Raw genomic sequence first — 18,895 nt, 5'->3', positions numbered from 1 at the left:
GAATCGAAGGTCGAACGGGTTCGCCGGGCGTCGAAGACGCATGATCCGGTGAGCGGTGTCGTCGTTCGAAGGCGGTGTCGAGAGGGTCACCTGACGGCGCGTGGGACCCAACAGCGCTTTGCCACAAGCCTGTTGAGGGCGACCCACCCCCTGTCTGTCGTACCGCTCCTGACACGACGGAAGGCCGGATCCGTGAGAACGGATCCGGCCTTCCCGGCGCGGCGCGGTCAGCCCGCCAGCCCCAACTCCCGGGCGATCAGCATGCGCTGGACCTCGCTCGTGCCCTCGCCGATCTCCAGGATCTTGGAGTCCCGCCACATCCGGGCCACCGGGTACTCGTTCATGAAGCCGTAGCCGCCGTGGATCTGCGTGGCGTCGCGGGCGTTGTCCACGGCGACCGTGGAGGAGTAGAGCTTCGCCAGCGCCGCCTCCTTCTTGAAGGGCTCCCCGGCGACCAGGCGCGAGGCGGCGTCACGCCAGGCGAGGCGGGCCGTGTGGGCCTTCATCTCCATGTCGGCGATCTTGAACTGGATCGCCTGGTTGGAGCCGATCGGCCGGCCGAAGGCGTGGCGCTCCTTGGCGTACTTCACCGACTCGTCGACACAGCCCTGGGCGAGACCCGTGGCGAGCGCCGAGATGGCGATCCGGCCCTCGTCCAGGATGCGCAGGAACTGGGCGTAGCCGCGGCCGAGTTCGCCGAGCAGGTTCTCCGCCGGGACCCGGACGTCGGAGAAGGACAGCTCACGGGTGTCGGAGGCGTTCCAGCCGACCTTCGAGTAGGGGGCCGCCACCGTGAAGCCCGGGGTGCCGGACGGGACGATGATCGAGGAGATCAGCGGCTTGCCCTCCGGGGTGCGGCCGGTCACCGCCGTGACCGTGACGAGGCCCGTGATGTCGGTGCCGGAGTTGGTGATGAAGCACTTGCTGCCGTTGATCACCCACTCGTTGGTCTCCTCGTCCAGCCGGGCCGTGGTGCGGGTCGCGCCGGCGTCCGAGCCGCCGTCCGGCTCGGTGAGGCCGAACGCGCCCAGTATCTCCCCGGAGCACAGCCGCGGCAGCCACTCCTCCTTCTGGGCCCGCGTGCCGAACAGATGGATGGGCATGGCGCCCAGGGACACCCCGGCCTCCAGGGTGATGGCCACGGACGAGTCGACCCGTGCCAGCTCCTCCAGCGCGATACCGAGCGCCAGATAGTCACCGCCCATGCCGCCGTACTCCTCCGGGAACGGCAGCCCGAACAGCCCCATACGGCCCATCTCGCGCACGATCTCGTACGGGAACTCATGCCGCTCGTAGAAGTCGCCGATCTTGGGCGCGACGACCTCGTGCGCGAACTCCTCTACCGTACGGCGGAGTTCTTCCAGTTCGGGAGAGAGGTGGTGGTCCATGAAATCTCACTGCTCCTTGTGGGAGAGGGCTCGTACGGTGCGGGACGGGCTGGGTCGGCCCAGGTGGTCGGCCATCCAGGCGCTGGTGGCGACGAGACGGCCGAGGTCGACTCCGGTGTCGATGCCGAGGCCCCGCAGCATCCACACGAGGTCCTCCGTGGCGAGGTTGCCGGTGGCGCTCTTCGCGTAGGGGCAGCCGCCGAGGCCGCCCGCCGACGCGTCGACCGTCGTGACGCCGTGCCGCAGCGCCGCGAGGGTGTTGGCGAGGGCCTGGCCGTAGGTGTCGTGGAAGTGGACACCGACGGCCGAGGCCGGCACCCCCGCCTCGCCCAACGCGGTGAGCAGCGCCTGCACATGGCCCGGCGTGGCGACGCCGATGGTGTCGCCGAGGCTCAGTTCGTCGCAGCCCATGTCGATCAGGGCCCGGCAGACCCGGACGACCTGCGGGACGGCGACCGGCCCCTCCCAGGGGTCGCCGAAGCACATGGACAGATAGCCCCGGACATGCACGCCGTCGGTCTTCGCCCGGCTCACGACCGGGTCGAACATGGCCAGCGCCTCGTCGACCGTGCGCTTCAGGTTGGCCTTGGCGAAGGACTCGGTGGCGCTGGCGAAGACGGCCACCCGACGGGCTCCCAGCGCCAGGGCCCGGTCGAGACCCCGCTCGTTGGGCACCAGCACCGGCAGGTCCACGGGGAGACCGGCGACCAGGGGGTACAGCGCCTCGGCGTCGGCGAGCTGCGGCACCCACCTGGGGTGCACGAAGCTCGTCGCCTCGATCGTCGTCAGCCCCGCGTCGGCCAGGCGGCGCACGAACTCGGCCTTCACCTCCGTCGGGACGGCGGTCTTCTCGTTCTGCAGGCCGTCTCGGGCACCGACCTCGTGGATACGGACCCGGGCCGGGAGCCCGTCGGCGGCCGGCGCGGGCACGGTCATCGGAAGGCCGAGCGGCCCGGGACCCCCGGCGCTCGCCGCCGTGCTGTCGGACGAGGTCATCGCGTCGCCTCCTCGTCCTGCTCGTGCGGGGCCACGACCGCCAGCACCTGGTCCATGGCGACGGTCGTGCCCGGCGCCACGTCCAGCTCCGTGACGGTCCCGGCATGGGGCGCGGAGATGACGTGCTCCATCTTCATCGCCTCCACCACCAGCAGACTCTGACCGGCGCCGACCTGGTCGCCCACGGCCACCTTCACCACGGTGACCGTGCCGGGCATCGGCGCCGTCAGCGAGTCCGCGCCCGCGTGCGCCCCGCCGGTGAGGGCGGCGGCCACCGGGTCGTGGTCCCGTACGTGCCAGGCGTCGCCGTCGCGGCCGAGCCAGTCGGCGGCGTGGTGGAAGGTGTGGCGGACGCCGTCCAGGGTCACGGACACCCGGTCGTCGGTGACGGTGTGCGCGCCCGGCGGGCGGTGCGCGACGGGTTCGAGTCCCGGCACCCGCAGATCGAAGACCGGGGGGACGGACGCGCCGCCCAGGCGCCAGCCGTTCGGCACCGAGAAGGGGTCCGTCCACCCCTCCCCACGGGGCGTCAGCCCGTCGAGCCGCACGGCCGCCGCCGCCTCGTACACGGCCTCGGGCACCCCGTCCGGTACGAGCCCGTCCACCTCCCGCTCGACCAGGCCCGTGTCCAGGTCGCCCGCGACCACCGCCGGATGCGCCAGCAGCCGGCGCAGGAACCCGGCGTTCGTCTGGACGCCCAGGGTGACCGTCCCGGCGAGGGCGGCCCGGAGCCGGCGCAGCGCGGTGGGCCGGTCGGGGCCGTACGCGATGACCTTGGAGAGCATCGGGTCGTAGAGCGAGCCGACCTCCGTGCCCTCGGTGAGACCCGAGTCCGTGCGGACGCCGTCGCCCTGCGGTTCGCGCAGCCTCAGAATCGTGCCGCCGGAGGGCAGGAAGCCGCGCGAGGGGTCCTCGGCGCAGATCCGGGCCTCCACGGCGTGCCCCGTCAGCCGGACGTCGTCCTGCGCGAGGGCCAGCCGCTCGCCCGCCGCGACCCGCAGCTGCCACTCCACCAGGTCGACGCCCGTGACCAGCTCGGTCACCGGGTGCTCCACCTGGAGGCGGGTGTTCATCTCCATGAAGTAGTACGACGACGGGTCGCCGCCGGGGACGATGAACTCGACCGTGCCCGCGCCGGAGTAGCCGCAGGAGCGGGCCGCCTGGACCGCCGCCTCGCCCATCGCGGCACGGGTGGCCTCGTCGAGCAGGACGCTGGGCGCCTCCTCGATGATCTTCTGGTGGCGGCGCTGGAGGGAGCACTCGCGCTCGCCGAGGTGGATCACGTGCCCGTGGTTGTCGGCCAGGACCTGGATCTCGATGTGCCGGGGGCGGTCGATCCACCGCTCCACGAGCAGGGTGTCGTCGCCGAAGGAGGCGCGGGCCTCGCGGCGGGCGGCGGCGATCTCGTCGGCCAGCGCGGCCTCGTCCCGCACCAGCCGCATGCCCTTGCCGCCGCCGCCCGCGCTGGGCTTCAGCAGCACCGGCATCCCGATCTCCCGTGCGGCGTCGGCGAGTTCGGTGTCGGTCAGACCGCTGCCGCTGGACCCGGGCACCACCGGCACCCCGGCGGCCCGTACCGTCTCCTTGGCGCGGATCTTGTCGCCCATGAGGGAGATGGCGTCGGCGGGCGGCCCGATGAAGACGAGGCCCGCCTCGGCGCACGCCCGCGCGAACCCGGCGTTCTCCGCGAGGAAGCCGTACCCCGGGTGCACCGCCTGGGCGCCCGTGCGGGCCGCCGCCTCCAGCAGCCGTTCGGCCGACAGATAGCTCTCGGCCGCCGGCGCCGGACCGATCCGTACCGCCGTGTCGGCCTCCCGTACATGCCGGGCGTCGGCGTCCGCGTCGGAGTACACCGCGACCGACCGGACGCCCATCGCGCGGAGGGTGCGGATGACGCGGACGGCGATCTCGCCGCGGTTGGCCACCAGCACCGTGTCGAACATGGTCACGTTCACAGCCCCCTCACATCCGGAAGACGCCGAACTGGGGGTCACCCAGGGGCGCGTTGGCGCAGGCGGTCAGGGCGAGGCCCAGGACCTGGCGGGTGTCCAGCGGGTCGATCACGCCGTCGTCCCAGAGGCGGGCGGTGGCGTAGTAGGCGTTCCCCTGGCGCTCGTACTGGGCGCGGATCGGGTCCTTGAAGGACTCCTCGTCCTCCAGCGGCCACTGCTCGCCCCGCGCCTCCAGCTGGTCCCGCTTCACCGTCGCCAGGACGGACGCGGCCTGCTCGCCGCCCATCACCGAGATCTTGGCGTTGGGCCACATCCACAGGAAGCGCGGTGAGTACGCCCGGCCGCACATCGAGTAGTTGCCCGCGCCGTACGAACCGCCGACGACGACGGTCAGCTTGGGGACGCGGGTGCAGGCCACCGCGGTCACCATCTTGGCGCCGTGCTTGGCGATGCCGCCGGCCTCGTAGTCCCGGCCGACCATGAAGCCGGAGATGTTCTGCAGGAACACCAGCGGGATGCCGCGCTGGTCGCACAGCTCGATGAAGTGGGCGCCCTTCTGGGCCGACTCGGAGAAGAGGATGCCGTTGTTGGCGACGATCCCCACCGGGTGGCCGTGGATCCGGGCGAAGCCGGTGACGAGGGTCTGCCCGAACTCCGCCTTGAACTCGGCGAAGCGCGAGCCGTCGACCACGCGCGCGATGACCTCCCGCACGTCGTACGGGGTGCGCGAGTCGACGGGCACCGCCCCGTACAGCGTGTACGGGTCCACCTTGGGCTCGACGGCCGGCTCGACCGGCCAGGGGAGCGGGCCCCGGGAGGGGAGGGTGGAGACGATCGTCCGCACGATCCGCAGGGCGTGGGCGTCGTCCTCGGCGAGGTGGTCGGTCACACCGGAGACCCGGGAGTGGACCTCGCCGCCGCCCAGCTCCTCCGCGGTGACGACCTCGCCGGTGGCGGCCTTCACCAGCGGCGGGCCGCCGAGGAAGATCGTCCCCTGGTTGCGGACGATCACGGCCTCGTCGCTCATCGCCGGGACGTACGCGCCGCCCGCCGTGCACGAGCCGAGGACGGCCGCGATCTGCGGGATACCGGCGCCCGACATCCGGGCCTGGTTGTAGAAGATCCGGCCGAAGTGCTCCCGGTCGGGGAAGACCTCGTCCTGCATCGGCAGGAAGGCGCCGCCGGAGTCGACGAGATAGACACAGGGGAGGCGGTTCTCCAGTGCCACCTCCTGGGCCCGCAGGTGCTTCTTCACCGTCATCGGGTAGTACGTGCCGCCCTTGACGGTGGCGTCGTTGGCCACGACCACGCACTCGCGGCCGCTGACCCTGCCGATCCCCGCGATCACCCCGGCCGCCGGCGCCTGGCCGTCGTACATCCCGTCGGCGGCGAGGGGGGCCAGCTCCAGGAAGGGCGAGCCCGGGTCCAGGAGGGTGTCGACCCGGTCCCTCGGCAGCAGCTTGCCGCGTGCGGTGTGCCGGGCGCGCGCCTTCTCGCCGCCGCCGAGGCGGGCCGCGGCCAGTTTGGCGCGCAGCTCCTCGCCGAGGGCGCGGTGCGCGGCCTCATTGGCCCGAAACGACTCCGCCGCGGGGTCCGCCGCGGTCGTGAGCTCCGGTGCCTGGTCCATCGTGCGGTCCCCTCACCTTTGTTAATGAGCGTTAACGCATTTCCCTCAGGTTAACGACCGCTAACCTCCCTGTCTAGAATTGGTTCCATGGCCACCAGAACCGACGCGCCCACCCGCCGCGAGCAGATCCTCAAGGAGGCCGCCCGGCTCTTCGCCGAGCGCGGCTTCCACGGTGTCGGCGTCGACGAGATAGGCGCCGCCGTGGGCATCAGCGGCCCCGGTCTGTACCGCCACTTCGCCGGCAAGGACGCGATGCTCGCGGAGCTCCTGGTCGGCATCAGCGGCCGGCTGCTGACCGGCGCGAAGCGCAGGGTCGCGGAGGCGGACGGCTCGGCGGGGGGTGGCCGGGGGGCCGTGGGTGCCGGGCGCGCCGGGGGTGCGGGGAGTGCCGGGGTCGCCGGAGGGGCCGGGGGCGCTGGTCCTGCTGGGGCCGGTGGCGCTGGTGGCGCTGGTGGCGTTGCGGCGGCCGGTGGTGCCGGGGGTGTGTCGGCCGTCGGGGGTCCCGTCGGTGTGCGGGTGGACGGGGTCGGGAGCCGGCCGGATCCGGGGGCGGTGCTCGACTCGCTCATCGAGGGGCACATCGACTTCGCCCTCGACGACCGTCCTCTCATCACCCTGCACGACCGCGAGCTGGACCGCCTCCGCGACAGCGACCGCAAGCTCGTGCGTCAGCTCCAGCGGCAGTACGTCGAGCTGTGGGTCGCCGTGCTGCGCGAGGTCTACCCGGGCCTGGCCGAGCCCGCCGCCCGCTCCGCCGTCCACTCGGTCTTCGGCCTCCTGAACTCCACCCCCCACCTGGGCCGCCCGGGTTCCCTTCCGGGCCGCGCGGCCACGGCGGAACTCCTGCACCGGATGGCCCGGGGGGCCTTCGCGGCGGCGGCAGGGGATTGAGGCGTCCGGGGGCGGCCAGGGCGACGGCCGCTCCGGCACGTCGTCCAGCCAGCCCTTCTGATGGACCTGCGGGGGAGACGGAGCGGCGTCCGGTGCGGCGAGAGGCGTTCCGGGGCCGCGGGGATGCATCAGAAGTGCCCCGACCCGGCCTCCGGTGGGCTCGGTGCCTGGCGCGCCGCCGGGTGGGCCGGCCGGTGACGGGCGGCCCCGTGCGGAGGCCCGTCACCCGGTGAGGGGCGTCCGGCTCGTCCCGGGGCCCGCCCGCGAGTGCGTGGGTCGCTGATCACGCGAACCCCGTCGCCGGTGGACCGCGCCCGCGACGATCGGGGGCTGCCCCGCGCCGGAAACCTCCGTACGGACGCCCTGACCGCGCCCTCCGGCGGCTCCTCGGCTTGCCCTGACCGCCCCTGCGGGCGCCGCCTCGGGCACCGGCGCGAGAGCCGGGCGGGGTGCCCGGCGTGACGAGCGTTACGCCCTTTCCTCTCTGGACGACTCTTCGTACTCGCCGGTACGGTTGCTCTGAGCAAGCGCTTAGACAACCGGAGTCGGGTCGTCGGCCCTGGACTCCACTGGCTTGCGGCCATGTGGGTGAGAGTGGCGCCGGTTCGGGCGCAGAAAGGGGTCGGCCGTGCGCCGTACGGTGTTCAACGAGGATCACGAGGCGTTCCGGGAGACCCTGCGTGCCTTCATCGAGGCCGAGGTCGTCCCCGTCTACGACGAGTGGCTGGCCGCGGGTCAGGCGCCGCGCGACTTCTACTACAAGCTCGCCGAGCTGGGCGTCTTCGGCATCCGCGTGGACGAGGAGTACGGCGGCGCCGGCATCGACTCGTACAAGTTCGAGGCCATCCTCTACGAGGAGACCGCCCGCGCCGGCATCACCTTCGGCGGCTCCGGCGTGCACGTGCTGCTCGGCCTGCCGTACATCAAGATGCTCGCCAACGACGAGCAGAAGAAGCGGTACCTGCCCAAGTTCGTCTCCGGCGAGGAGATGTGGGCGATCGCGATGACCGAGCCGGGCACCGGCTCCGACCTCGCCGGCATGCGGACCACCGCCAAGCTCAGCGAGGACGGCACGCACTACGTCCTCAACGGCGCCAAGACCTTCATCACCGGCGGTGTGCACGCCGACCGCATGATCGTGTGCGCCCGCACGGCCACCCCGACCAAGGAGGACCGCCGTCACGGCATCTCCCTGTTCGTCGTGGACACCAAGGCCGAGGGCTACTCGGTCGGCCGCAAGCTCGACAAGCTCGGCCTGAAGACCTCCGACACCGCCGAGCTGGCCTTCGTCGACGTCAAGGTCCCCGTGGAGGACCTCCTCGGCGAGGAGAACAAGGGCTTCTACTACCTCGGCCACAACCTCGCCTCCGAGCGCTGGGGCATCGCCTACGGCGCCTACGCGCAGGCCAAGGCCGCGATCCGGTTCGCCAAGCAGTACGTGCAGGACCGCGTCGTCTTCGGCCAGCCCGTCGCCGCCTTCCAGAACACCAAGTTCGAGCTGGCCGCCTGCCAGGCCGAGGTGGACGCCGCCGAGGCCGTCGTCGACCGCGCCACGGAGGCCCTCGACGCCGGTGAGCTGACCCCGGCCGAGGCCGCCAGCGCCAAGCTGTTCACCACCGAGGTCGCGCACCGCGTCATCGACCGCTGCCTCCAGCTGCACGGCGGCTACGGCTTCATGAACGAGTACCCGATCGCCCGTCTGTACGCGGACAACCGCGTCAACCGCATCTACGGCGGCACCAGCGAGATCATGAAGACGATCATCGCGAAGGACATGGGTCTGTAAGGTCCTGGCAATTACCGTCCAGTACAACTGACCCCATGAGTCAGGCACCACTTCTGGATCTCCTCGATCTGCTCGACCTGGAGCAGATCGAGGAGAACATCTTCCGCGGCCGGTCCAGGCCCGCCATCGTCCCGCGCGTCTTCGGCGGGCAGGTCGCGGCACAGGCGCTCGTCGCCGCGGGGCGGACGGTCCCCGCGGACCGGCTGCCCCACTCCCTCCACGCGTACTTCCTGCGCACCGGCGACCCCGGCGCGCCCATCGTCTACACGGTCGACCGGATGAACGACGGCCGTTCCTTCACCGCGCGCCGGGTCGTCGCCGTTCAGCACGGGCAGCCGATCTTCGCCCTGTCGGCGTCGTTCCAGCGGCACGAGGAGGGCCTGGAGCACCAGGCTCCGATGCCGTCCGCGCCCGACCCGGAGAGCCTGCCCACCGCCGAGGAACGGCTCCCGGGGTACGGCCTCGACCGGGCCGTCGTCGAGAAGATGCTGGAGGCCCGGGCCGCCGTCGACCTGCGCTACGTCGACGACCCGCCCTACGGCCGCTACGGAGAGCCCCGGGAGCCACGCTCCCAGGTGTGGTTCCGTGCCAACGGCAAGCTCGACGACGACCCGCTGCTGCACGTCGTGCTCGCCACCTATGTCTCCGACATGACGCTGCTGGACTCCATCCTGCTGGCGCACGGACGCGGCGGCTGGGCCGTCGGCGACGTCGTCGGGGCCTCGCTGGACCACGCGATGTGGTTCCACCGGCCGTTCCGCGCCGACGAATGGCTCCTGTACGACCAGGAGTCACCGTCCGCGTCGGCCGGCCGCGGTCTCGGCCAGGGCCGCATCTACACCCGGGAGGGACAGCTCGCGATCTCCGTGATCCAGGAGGGCGTCGTCCGCGTCCCGCGGCCGAAGACGCCCTGAGGCGGGGCCCACCCGACCGGACCCGCCGCCAGCCGCGGACCCGCCCGCGGCCGGCGGCGGTGGCCCTAACCCTCCGCCAGCCCCGCCTGCTCCAGCAGGTACGCCGTCATCGGGTCGTAGTAGCGGGGGCTGACCACGTGGTCGTCGAGCGGGACCGCCACCTGGAGGGTGCCCTCGGCCTCGCCCAGGAAGAGCGCGGGGTCGTTGGAGTCCGCGTAGCCGACGGAGTCGATGCCGAGCTGGCCCGCGCAGCCCGCCCAGCCGTGGTCGGCGACCACCAGGTCGGGCAGCGGCCGGCCGGCCCCCTCCAGCCCCCGCAGGACGGCCCGCATCGGCTCGGGCGAGTGGGTGTGCCAGAGCGTGGCGCCGTGTTCGAGGACGGCGACGTCCGCGAACTGCATCACGTACCCCTCGTCCGTCTGGAGCCCGTCCGGGATCACGACGATCTCGCAGCCCGCCGCGCGCAGCGCCCGCGCCGTCTCGTGGTGCACATGCAGGAGGCCGCCGGGGTGGCCGGTGGCGAACAGGACGCGCTGCCCGCCCTCCGCCGCCTTGCGCAGCCGGGCCGCCATGCGCTCCAGCGCGTCGACCGTCAGATCCGGGTCGATGGTGTCCTGGCCGTAGCGGTACCCGGGGTCGTCGTTCACACCGACGCGCTCGGCCATCACGGCCAGCACGTCCTGCTCGTCGCTCCAGCGGTCGCCGAGTTCCAGGCCGAGCCAGTAGTGGCGGTTGCCGTTGGCCAGTTCGCGGTAGTGGGAGAGGTTGTTCTCGCGCGGCGTGGCGACGTCGCCCGCGATGCGCGTCCGTACGAGGTGTTCGACGAGCTCGGCGCGGCTGGGGGTCCCGGGTATCGGCATGCGTCCATTGTGAGGCAGACGACTGCGGGAGTCGCGGGCGTACCGCCCGCTGCGACCCGCGTCACTCTCCGTCGGCCGGCCGCTCCGCGCCACCGGTTCACTCCACGCGCAGCGCGAACCACAACTCCATCCGTACGTCCGGGTCGTCCAGGTCCGCCCCCAGCAACGCGGCGCACCGGCCGACCCGTTGACGGACCGTGTTGCGGTGCACGGCGAGCGCGACGGCCGTACGGTCCCAACTGCCGTGCAGCGAAAGCCAGGTGCGCAGCGTCTCCACGAGTGCCGGGGAGCCGGCGAGCGGCGCCAGCAGCGCGCGGGCGTGGGCGGCGGCGTCCTCGGCCGGCACGAGATCGGCGAACGCGGTACGGGCCCCGTGCCGCACCAGGGCCGTCCGGGTGGCCCTCGCCCGGGCCAGCGCTCGGGCGGCCTGCGCGTCCGCGGTCGGCCACGCCTCCGGGGCCGCCGGCGCGCTCACCCCGCACGTCCAGCCCGGCTGGGCGGTGACGCCGCGGCCCGCGGGCACCAGGACGCGTACGACGTCGCCGTGGGCGTCCACCAGGGCGGAGCCGAGGGCCGCGCCGAGCGCGGTGGCCATGAGGGGGTCGGGCGACCGGGCCTCGTCGGCGGGGCACGCGTGCACGACCAGCCATGTGTCGGCTCCGCCCAGCAGCGGCGCGATGTCCTGCGGCGCCGCCCCGAGCAGCAGCCGGACCAGGGCGGAGACGCGCGCCGCGCCGGTGCCGCTCCGCTGTTCGCCGGTGAGGAGGGAGAGGAGTACGGCGGCGACGGAGGTGATGGTGTGGGTGCCGGGGTCGCGGCGGGGGGTGGCGACGGCGAGGGTGAAGCGGGGCGGTGAGCCGAGGGCGTAGGCGGTGAGGTGGGTGCCGCCGACCGTGTCCGTGGCGGAGGCCGGGGCGGGGGCGGGGGTGGGGGTGGGGGTGCGCGGGGAGAGCTCGGGGGATCGCTGGGCTGTGGCGGCCGGGGGTGTGGCTGCGGGTGCGGCCGCGGCCGCGGGTGCGTGGTGGCCTGTCGCGCCGTTCCCCGCGCCGCTGCCGGGGCCGGGGTGTACGACGGCTGCGAGGGCGGCCAGAGCCTGTGCGACCGTCTCCTGCGGATCGCGGCCCGAGGCCGCCGGTTCCGCGCCCTCCGGCACGCCTCCGAAGGCCGCCAGTTCCGTGCCCTCCGGGCCGTACAGCACCGCCCGGCCCCCGACGCGCCGGGCCAGCCGGCGCAGGACCGCTCGCACCGGGTCCGGCTGGGACGCGGCCGCGGCGAGGCTCTGCTGGGCCTCCGTGACACGGCGGAGTTCGGCGTGCCTCGCCTGGGCCATCAGCTGCCAGACGGCTCGGGCGACCCCGGAGAAGGTGGTGCGGGGCGGGACCTCGATCAGGGGCAGCCCATGGGTGGCGCAGGCGGTCACCAGGGCCTCCGGGACCGAGTCGTGGACCGGGGCGAGGCCGAAGCCGAGGGCCGCGCCGCCCGCCGCGACGATCCGGGAGACGTAGGCGTCGAAGTAGTCCGAGTAGTCCGGGCAGGTGCCGGACCCGGCGGCCTCCGGGATGTGCACGCCCGCCGTCAGCAGCAGCTCACCGCCGAGCAGATACGGATAGGGGTCGGACATCTCCGAGGTGTGCGCCCCGTGGATCACCGTGCCGCCGCCCGCCGGGCCCGCGATCTGCCGCAGCCCCAGGTCCTCACGGGCGAGGAGGGCGGCCAGGGGCACGGGAGGGGTGGGCGGCACGGTCGGGGCCGCCGCGTCCGACATGATGTGCGTTCCCTCCATCAGGCGCGGCTCCAATGGATGAAACGTACACTTCGCAGTCGCTCTCCGGCCACCTACTGTCGAGGTACGCCCCCGTCGGCGAACCCGCACGCACCGCATCCACCTCTGGGAGAACACGCACCATGAGCAGCATCGAGACCCCGGCAGCCGGCGGCCACCCGCGCGGACCCGTCGACTCCTCCCGCATCCCCCGCTACGCGGGGCCCGCGACCTTCGCCCGGCTGCCGCGCCTGGACGAGGTCGGCGGCCGGACCGACGTCGCGGTCGTGGGCGTGCCGTTCGACTCGGGTGTCTCCTACCGGCCGGGCGCCCGCTTCGGCGGCAACGCCATCCGAGAGGCGTCCCGGCTGCTGCGCCCCTACAACCCGGCCCAGGACGCCTCGCCCTTCGCGCTCGCCCAGGTCGCGGACGCCGGTGACATCGCCGCCAACCCGTTCAACATCAACGAGGCCGTGGAGACCGTCGAGGCGGCCGCCGACGAGCTGCTGGACAGCGGGGCCCGGCTGATGACCCTCGGCGGCGACCACACCATCGCCCTGCCGCTGCTCCGCTCGGTCGCCAAGAAGCACGGCCCCGTCGCGCTGCTCCACTTCGACGCGCACCTCGACACCTGGGACACCTACTTCGGCGCCGAGTACACCCACGGCACCCCGTTCCGGCGGGCCGTCGAGGAGGGCATCCTCGACACCTCGGCCCTCTCCCACGTGGGCACCCGCGGCCCGCTGTACGGCAAGCAGGACCTCACCGACGACGAGAAGATGGGCTTCGGCATCGTCACGTCCGCCGACATCTACCGGCGCGGCGCGGACGAGGTCGCCGACCAGCTGCGCCAGCGCATCGGCGACCGCCCGCTCTACATCTCCATCGACATCGACTGCCTGGACCCGGCCCACGCGCCCGGCACCGGCACCCCCGAGGCGGGCGGCATGACCTCGCGGGAACTCCTGGAGATCCTGCGCGGCCTGGCCTCCTGCAACCTGGTCTCCGCCGACGTCGTCGAGGTGGCGCCCGCGTACGATCACGCCGAGATCACCGCGGTGGCCGCCTCGCACACGGCGTACGAACTCACCACGATCATGTCCCGCCAGATCGCCGAGGCCCGCAAGGGGAACCCGGCCGGGTGACCCGCCACCGGGACCACGAGGAGAAGGCAGCGCAGTGACCCACGACCACGACCTGGTACTCCGCCCGACCGCCGCCCAGCGGGAGGCCGCGCTGAACCCTCCGCCGGGCCGCAACGGCGGGGACCTGGTCGTGGAGACGCTGGCCGGGCTCGGCGCGACGACGGTGTTCGGGCTGCCCGGCCAGCACGCCCTCGGCATGTTCGACGCGCTGCGCCGCTCCGGCCTGCGGTACGTCGGCCTGCGCGTGGAGAACAACGCGGGCTTCGCGGCGGACGCCTACGGCAGGATCACCGGCGAGGCCGCCCCGCTGCTGCTGTCGACGGGCCCGGGGGCGCTCACCTCGCTGGCCGCCCTCCAGGAGGCGGCCGCGGCCTCGGCGCCCGTCCTCGCCATCGGCAGCCAGATCCCGACGGCGGGCCTGGGCGGCGGCCGCCACGGCTATCTGCACGAACTCCCCGACCAGTCGGCCTCGTTCCGGGGCGTCGTCAAGTCCGTCCACACCGTCCGTACGCAGTCCCAGATCCCGTCCGCGATCGCCGCCGCCTGGGAGTCGGCGCTGACCGCCCCGCACGGCCCGGTCTGGGTGGAGATCCCGCAGGACGTGCTGGTCGCCGAGACGACGATCCCGGTGGTGACGGGCGGTGACGCCTTCCCCGAGGAACTGCCCCCGCGCCCCGAACTGACGGCCCTGGCGGCGCATCTGCTGTCGACCGCCGCCCGCCCGGCGATCATCGCGGGCGGGGGAGTCGTACGGGCGGACGCGGCGGGCAAGCTGCGGCAGCTGGCGGAGCGGCTGTCGGCGCCGGTCGTCACCACGTTCGGCGGCAAGGGCGCCTTCCCGTGGACGCACCCGCTGTCGCTCCAGTCCTGGCTGGAGGACCGGCACACCACGGACTTCCTGGAGGACGCGGACGTCCTGCTGGTGGTCGGCTCGGGCCTCGGCGAACTCTCCTCGAACTACCACACCTTCAAGCCCCGCGGCCGGATCGTCCAGATCGAGGCGGACCTCGGCAAGCTGGAGTCGAACCATCCGGCGCTGGGCATCCACGCGGACGCGCGCCTCGCGCTCCAGGCCCTGCTGGAGACGATCGAGGAGCCCCGCGAGGACGAGTCGGCGCCCGAGCGGGTGCGGGAGGTGCTGGCGAAGGTCCGCGCACGCATCGACGGTCAGGGACTCACCCTGGAGCAGGATCTGCTGGCCTCCATCCGCCGGGCCCTGCCGCCCCGGGCACCCTCCTTCTGGGACATGACGATCCTCGCGTACTGGGCGTGGTCGGCGTTCGACCCGCGGGGCGCCAACACCATGCACTCCGCGCAGGGTTCCGGCGGCCTCGGCTACGCCTTCCCCGCGGCCCTCGGCGCGGCCGTCGCCGACCCCACCTCCCCCGTCCTCGCCGTCTCGGGCGACGGCGGCGCACTGTACTCCGTCGCCGAACTGGCCACCGCCCGCCAACACGACCTGAACGTCACCTGGCTGATCGTCGACGACGGCGGCTACGGCATCCTCCGCGAGTACATGACCGACGCCTTCGGTGAGACGACCGGCACGGAACTGACCCGACCGGACTACGTGGCGCTCGCGGAGTCCTTCGGCGTACCGGCGGTCCGCACGAGCCCCGAGACGCTCGCGGAGGACCTGGCCAAGTCCCTTGCCACGCCCGGACCTTCGGTGGTGGTGCTCCCGGCGGTGCTGCGGATGTTCGCGCCCACGCACACCGGCCCGGAGTGAGACGCGGCGGTGGCCGGACGCCGTGCCGCCCGACCGGCTGATCGACGGCACGGCGCCAGGCCGTTGTTCGGCGGAACCACCCGTCAACTTCCCAGCACCCGACCGAACTTCTCCCGGTACGCGATGCGCTGTTCGTCGTACGCGTCCACGAAGGCCCGCTGCTGGGCGGGGCCCATGGTCTTGTCGGGTATCTGCCCCGTGGGGGCGAGGCCGGGGACGGCGCGGAACACGTCGGCCGCGGCATCCCAGTAACCGCCTCCCCGCTGCTTGGCCTTCATGAGGTCCTCCGCCATGCGCGGCAGCAGCCCGCGGAGGTACTCCGAAGGCTGCTCCTTGCCGCGGAGTTCGTCCGGCTCGGGCGGCGTCTCACCGGGCCGAGCCAGGACACGCAACGTCCACAGGGCTGCCAACAGACGCCCGGCTGAGGAGTGATGGGCGAGCTCTTCTCTCGACATGCCTGATTCATTGGCACGCCGTCCGCGTCTCGAACCACCGCCCGCCGACACGGACGCGGCGAAGCCGCGCGAGGACGTGGCCGTCGCGGCCGACGGCTTGCCCCGTTCGGCCGGTCGCCGCCGAGGCCGCCCGCGTCGAGGCCGGGGTGGTCCATTGCGCCGGGGAGGATGAGCCCCGTCCGATGCGCGGTCGGAGGCGACCACGGCCGGAACGGGTCTTCACAGAAGCATTCCTCCTCCTTCCGGTCGTGTGACGTACATCATGCGAGCGTGCGTGATCATTTATCCAGAGAATCGCCTGAGTGTACGAATTAATACCCCTTCCCGGAGCCCCGGCTGTCACTTTAGGTTTCCAATCGACCACTAGTGGCCCACAGTTCGGCCACACAAACTTCATAACGGGGCTCTCGGAGACCCCACGGGGGAAGGAGCAACGGGAATGACCGCCCGTTGGATCCGGCGGCCTCGCGCTGCCCTGAAACTCGGCGTGCTGCTCGGCACCGCCGTCGTACTCACCGGAACATCGAGCACTGCTGCCGCAGTGCACGACTCCGGTGGCACGTCCACCACACCGACCGGCGACAGCGCGTCGGTCTCCGCCGAGGCATCCGCCTTTGCCTCCGCTGCCGCCACCGGTGAGCCCGTGGAGATCGTCGACCGACGCACCGAGGACGAACTCGTCTACGCCAACCCCGACGGCTCACTCACCAGTGAGACCAGCGTCCAGCCGCAGCGGGTGCGAGGCGCCGACGGGAGCTGGCAGCAGACGGACGCGACGCTGGAACGGCGTCCGGACGGTTCGATCCGCCCCAAGGCCGCAGTCGTCGACCTCGCCTTCGCGGCCGGTGGCTCGTCCGACTTCGTCACGCTCGGGGAGAACGGGAAGTCCTTCACTCTGCGCTGGCCCGAACCGCTGCCCGAGCCGGTCCTGAAGGGAGACACCGCCGAGTACCGTGAGGTGCTGCCGGGCGTGGACCTGCTGGCAAGCGCCTCGGTCACCGGCTACTCGTACGTCCTGGAAGTGAAAACGCCCGAGGCAGCCCTCCGTCCAGAGCTCGCCGAACTACGGCTTCCAGTGAAGTCCGAGGGCCTGGACCTCTCCACCGGCCCGACGGGAGGTCTCCAGGCGGTGGACGCCTCCGGCAAGCGTGTCTTCGCAGGACAGGCCCCCAGGATGTGGGACTCCTCGGGCACCGGAGCGGAGATCCCGGCGGACGCGGTGTCCGCCTCCGGAGCCGCAGCCGCGCCGCAGCAAGCCCCCGACGCCGCTGCCAAGGTCGCCGACATGGTCCTCGGTGTCTCGGCGTCCGAGGTCACCGTCGAGCCGGACCGGGCCCTGCTCACCGCCGCCGACACCGACTTCCCGGTCTACATCGATCCCGAGGCCGGTATGTCGAAGAGCGAGTGGCTGTACGTGTCCAGCGCCAACCCGAGCACCGAGTTCCACAAGTTCAAGGACGACGAGGGTGTGGGCCGTTGCTCGGCCAAGACCATCGGTGGCATCTACTACGTGTGCAGCGGTTCGCCGTACACGAACCGGATGTATTTCCAGTTCGCCACGAAGGGCTGGAAGAACCGGACGATCTCCAAGGCGGTCTTCCAGGTCTACGAGACGTTCTCCTTCTCCTGCACCAAGAGCACCGTGAACCTGCACATGGTCGCCGAGGGCGGCGTCGACTCGGCCACCAACTGGAACAACAAGCCCAAGGACGGTGACCTGCTGGTCGACAAAAACGTCGCCTACGGCCGGGGTGACAGCTGCAGCCCGGACGCTCCGCCCAGTTGGGTGCACTTCGCGGACAACGCCGAGGAAACGAACGAGAACCTGACCTCCTCCGTCCGCAGGAAGGCCGCCGGAGAGGACCCGATCGCGTTCTCGCTGCGGGCCGCCGACGAGGACGACCCCAACTCCTGGAAGCGGTTCCGGGGTGACAACGCCAAGCTCGTCGTCACGTACAACACCCGTCCGAACAAGCCCACCGGGGAGAAGCTGACCAACCCGGAGGAGAGGACCTGCACCACCGACAACACCAAGCGTCCCTGGATCCGTGACGCGACCCCGGTCATGTCCGTCACGGGCACCGACGCCGACTCCCACACCGACGGCTCCGGGCAGAACCTCACCGCGACCTTCCGGGTCTGGGACCAGGTCGACGGCCGGCCCATGGTCTACGAGGGCAAGGACGGGCCGCAGAACGAGGGCAGGTTCGAGCGGGAGATCCCCGTCCGAGAGCTGAAGCACGGCCACGGCTACAAGTGGCACGCCCAGACCTACGACGGTTCCACCGACAAGCTGAAGGACTCCGGGTACTCCGAGTGGTCCGACTGGTGCGAGTTCGTGGTGGATGTGGAGCGGCCCGACACCAAGCCGCGCGTCGAACCCGTCGCCGACGAGGCCGACCTCCCGGCGGGCGCCAAGCGGCACTTCACCCTCTCCGCCAACGGCAACTCCGACTCGGTCTTCAAGAACGACGTCGAGTACTACGAGTGGGACCTCGGCAACGACACCCCCACCCGCAAGGCCACCCCGGCCTCTCTGGGCGGCAACGCCACCATCGGGGTGCCGACCAGTACCTTCGGCCCGAACGTGCTGTACGTCCGCAGTGTCGACCGGGCCGGTAACCGGGGCCCGCTGGAGAAGTTCTTCTTCACCGTCGACCGTGCCTGCGCCGACGTCCTCGCCGACACCTGTGCCGCCGCCGTCTACGGTCTCGACCAGACCTCCGGGGCCACCGCCCCCGACAGCTCGGGCCATGACCGGGACCTGACGGTCAAGGGCGCCGACTGGGTCGCCGGGCACAACGCCGCCGGCGATCCGGCCGACAGGGCGCTGCGCTTCAACGGCACCACCGACCACGCCACCGCCGTGTCCGCCGTGCACACCGGGCAGGCGTTCACCGTTTCGGCGTGGGTGCGGCCCACGTCGCTGGCGAAGAACATCTCGGTGGTCAGCCAGGCGGGCAGTCAGGGCAACGGCTTCAACCTCTACTACTCCACCGCCTACAAGCGCTGGATCTTCGGCCGGCACATCAGTGACACGGCAGGCTCCGACCTCGTACGCGCCATGGCGAGCAGCGAGCGCCCCGCGACCGTCAACAAGTGGGTCCATCTGGCCGGTACATACGACCCGGTGGCCCGGAAGCTCACCCTCTTCGTCGACGGCGAGGAGCAGGGCAGCGCCACCGTCACCGACGTCTGGAACGCTGCCGAGGGCCTCAACGTCGGCCGTGCCCGGTACGGCGCCGACTGGTCCGACCCCTTCGCCGGTGACATCGACGACGTGCGCCTCGTCCCCGGCCTGCTGTCCGCGACGGAGATCTTCCGGCTCGCGAACAACTGATGACCGCCGACGATCACTGACGACTCCTGACCAGAGCCGTCCACCCGGGT

At 72.2% G+C, this 18,895-nt stretch carries 13 protein-coding genes; 6 read left to right on the top strand and 7 right to left on the bottom strand.

Translation table 11 applies throughout. The annotated features are described in order from the left end of the window. Positions 1 to 227: 227 nt before the first annotated feature. Genes AC067N_RS08120 through AC067N_RS08105 form a run of 4 tightly spaced genes read right to left on the bottom strand, consistent with a single transcriptional unit; the run spans position 228 to position 5,963 of the window. On the bottom strand, positions 228 to 1,388 hold the full coding sequence (locus AC067N_RS08120) for an acyl-CoA dehydrogenase family protein (protein ID WP_478678060.1): 1,161 nt from the start codon (positions 1,386 to 1,388) through the stop codon (positions 228 to 230). A gap of 6 nt (positions 1,389 to 1,394) precedes the next feature. Next, a complete protein-coding gene (locus AC067N_RS08115; protein WP_478678298.1) occupies positions 1,395 to 2,324 on the bottom strand; it encodes a hydroxymethylglutaryl-CoA lyase in 930 nt (309 codons plus the stop codon). Between the two features lie 56 nt (positions 2,325 to 2,380). Further along, positions 2,381 to 4,327 carry an acetyl/propionyl/methylcrotonyl-CoA carboxylase subunit alpha gene (locus AC067N_RS08110; protein ID WP_478678297.1) on the bottom strand — a complete coding sequence of 649 codons (1,947 nt, stop codon included), beginning with the start codon at positions 4,325 to 4,327 and terminating at the stop codon, positions 2,381 to 2,383. A 19-nt stretch (positions 4,328 to 4,346) separates the two neighbouring features. Next, positions 4,347 to 5,963 (bottom strand): carboxyl transferase domain-containing protein, encoded by a 1,617-nt coding sequence (locus AC067N_RS08105; RefSeq protein ID WP_478678059.1) that lies wholly within the window; start codon positions 5,961 to 5,963, stop codon positions 4,347 to 4,349. Between the two features lie 87 nt (positions 5,964 to 6,050). On the opposite strand from AC067N_RS08105, the gene AC067N_RS08100 reads away from it, so the two are divergent. From AC067N_RS08100 to tesB, 3 genes are all read left to right on the top strand, one after another. Next, on the top strand, positions 6,051 to 6,854 hold the full coding sequence (locus AC067N_RS08100) for a TetR/AcrR family transcriptional regulator (RefSeq protein ID WP_478678058.1): 804 nt from the start codon (positions 6,051 to 6,053) through the stop codon (positions 6,852 to 6,854). Between the two features lie 628 nt (positions 6,855 to 7,482). Further along, positions 7,483 to 8,640 carry an acyl-CoA dehydrogenase family protein gene (locus AC067N_RS08095; protein ID WP_478678057.1) on the top strand — a complete coding sequence of 386 codons (1,158 nt, stop codon included), beginning with the start codon at positions 7,483 to 7,485 and terminating at the stop codon, positions 8,638 to 8,640. A 35-nt stretch (positions 8,641 to 8,675) separates the two neighbouring features. After that, the gene (tesB, locus tag AC067N_RS08090; protein WP_478678056.1) at positions 8,676 to 9,554 is read left to right on the top strand and encodes an acyl-CoA thioesterase II; all 879 of its coding nucleotides are present in this window, start codon (positions 8,676 to 8,678) and stop codon (positions 9,552 to 9,554) included. Between the two features lie 65 nt (positions 9,555 to 9,619). Here the strand turns inward: tesB and AC067N_RS08085 are convergent, their stop codons facing one another. Then, positions 9,620 to 10,414 carry a phosphatase gene (locus AC067N_RS08085; RefSeq protein WP_478678055.1) on the bottom strand — a complete coding sequence of 265 codons (795 nt, stop codon included), beginning with the start codon at positions 10,412 to 10,414 and terminating at the stop codon, positions 9,620 to 9,622. Positions 10,415 to 10,511: 97 nt separating this feature from the next. Further along, positions 10,512 to 12,197, bottom strand: a complete 1,686-nt coding sequence (locus AC067N_RS08080) for a PucR family transcriptional regulator (protein ID WP_478678054.1) — start codon at positions 12,195 to 12,197, stop codon at positions 10,512 to 10,514. Between the two features lie 122 nt (positions 12,198 to 12,319). Here AC067N_RS08080 and speB point away from each other — a divergent pair, with 122 nt between their 5' ends. Together speB and AC067N_RS08070 are read left to right on the top strand one after the other, a co-directional pair. Continuing rightward, a complete protein-coding gene (gene speB, locus AC067N_RS08075) occupies positions 12,320 to 13,321 on the top strand; it encodes an agmatinase (RefSeq protein WP_478678053.1) in 1,002 nt (333 codons plus the stop codon). Positions 13,322 to 13,355: 34 nt separating this feature from the next. After that, the gene (locus AC067N_RS08070) at positions 13,356 to 15,050 is read left to right on the top strand and encodes a thiamine pyrophosphate-binding protein (protein WP_478678052.1); all 1,695 of its coding nucleotides are present in this window, start codon (positions 13,356 to 13,358) and stop codon (positions 15,048 to 15,050) included. A gap of 83 nt (positions 15,051 to 15,133) precedes the next feature. Here the strand turns inward: AC067N_RS08070 and AC067N_RS08065 are convergent, their stop codons facing one another. Continuing rightward, complete coding sequence (locus tag AC067N_RS08065) at positions 15,134 to 15,505, bottom strand: hypothetical protein (RefSeq protein ID WP_478678051.1); 372 nt, start codon at positions 15,503 to 15,505, stop codon at positions 15,134 to 15,136. 439 nt (positions 15,506 to 15,944) lie between these two features. Between AC067N_RS08065 and AC067N_RS08060 the strand changes: the two genes are divergently transcribed. After that, on the top strand, positions 15,945 to 18,845 hold the full coding sequence (locus AC067N_RS08060) for a LamG-like jellyroll fold domain-containing protein (protein ID WP_478678050.1): 2,901 nt from the start codon (positions 15,945 to 15,947) through the stop codon (positions 18,843 to 18,845). The last annotated feature ends 50 nt before the right edge of the window (positions 18,846 to 18,895 follow it).

This window comes from Streptomyces sp. NPDC042364, from assembly GCF_056437585.1.
This window is presented reverse-complemented; position numbering and strand designations above follow the sequence as displayed.